Origin of the sequence: Teredinibacter waterburyi (assembly GCF_001922985.1) — a bacterium.
Lineage (GTDB): Bacteria > Pseudomonadota > Gammaproteobacteria > Pseudomonadales > Cellvibrionaceae > Teredinibacter > Teredinibacter waterburyi.
In genome coordinates this window covers 1-1,251 of record NZ_MRUH01000100.1, presented here as the reverse complement: position 1 = coordinate 1,251, position 1,251 = coordinate 1, and the positions used below count along the sequence as shown (strand labels likewise).

At 42.5% G+C, this 1,251-nt stretch carries 2 protein-coding genes; both read right to left on the bottom strand.

From position 1 onward, the window contains the following. Positions 1–157 precede the first annotated feature (157 nt). Positions 158–610, bottom strand: a complete 453-nt coding sequence (locus IDZ20_RS06965; protein ID WP_188150707.1) for a hypothetical protein — start codon at positions 608–610, stop codon at positions 158–160. Between the two features lie 146 nt (positions 611–756). Next, positions 757–1,251 (bottom strand): hypothetical protein (locus IDZ20_RS16215; RefSeq protein WP_223144924.1); only part of this gene is annotated, 495 nt, incomplete at its 5' end.

The following is a 1,251-nucleotide window of genomic DNA, read 5'->3' as shown; positions in this document are numbered from 1 at the left end:
AATCCCAATGAATTCCAAACCCTACTTTTCCAGCCGTTAAGACGCATAACGCCAAGCTCACCGGAACATTTTACGGAGAGCGTTTTTGTGAAAAAATGAAGCGCAGCGGAATGCACAAAAACGAGCGTAGTAAAAAGTTTCCGCGTGCAGCTTTTTGTTAGCTTTTGCTTGTAAGTACAATGCTTTCACCATCACCGAATCCGTCGTGACCGTTAACATCAATTGCGAGAGGGTAATCCCAGCCGCCTGCCTTAAACCAGCTTTCCGCAAACCATTGTTTGACAAGATTAACGACCAAGTCAGGAATGCTGACATCATTTTCTTGATATGCAAACACATCAATACTAGGTAAATCCCTGACATAGTCCGCGAAACCAATATGCTTGATGGTTATCGCCTCCAAATACAACCCGATACCAACATAACCATCTCCATACTCATCGGGAAATATTTCTGCGTACGCGCCTTTGATATCCTCTGATATAGGCTCAGCTAGGAACTGCTTGATTTCACCAATTAATTGGGGCTGGTGGCGCGCCAATTCTTTTTTATAGGCACGAGCGATAACATCTTCACCGAGCCCATTTGGTAATATTTTTTGCTTGCTCATAGGGGTCCGAGGAAAGCTAACGCATAGCTAAACGGCGCACAAAGTGGAGCTGGTTTGTGCGAAAATTTGCGAAGCAAATGCACAAACGAGCGGAGCTTTGGGCGTCCAGTGGAGGCCGCAGGCCGGAACGGTGTTTGAGCGTATTGTTAGTCTTTTGAGTCAAGTTCAAATTTCTCACCATATATTGACTCGTAAGAGATGTGCAAGTCAGCGGTATTCAACCACTCCAATATTTCTTCGGAAGTCATAGGGACATCCTCGGGAAAAGATATACTAAGTATGTTAAATATTTCACTAGGAGGCATACAATATTTGTCAGAAATCCCTCCACAACTTATCGTATACTTGACATTCGAAAATAGCTCTTTAACCAAATTAAACACTACATTACTGTGATCACCTTCAATAACTCGATCACCAACTCTTATTCTAAATGATTTTATTAAAGCAGGCCCCAAACCATTATTTGCTAAAACTACTGTAAATGACTTTTTTTCAAACGAGTGCTCAGTAGCTAGCACCAAAATTGGCCGATACGATATTCGATTGTGAATGCGCGTAAGAATGACCTGCCATATCGTGAACCCAAGAGCAAGTACAGCAACGAAAACCCCAGATAAACCCACCAATAACTCGTTAAT

Bases quoted from the DNA above. Each gene is read 5' to 3' on its own strand.
- IDZ20_RS06965 (WP_188150707.1), bottom strand. From the start codon at position 610: ATGAGCAAGCAAAAAATATTACCAAATGGGCTCGGTGAAGATGTTATC.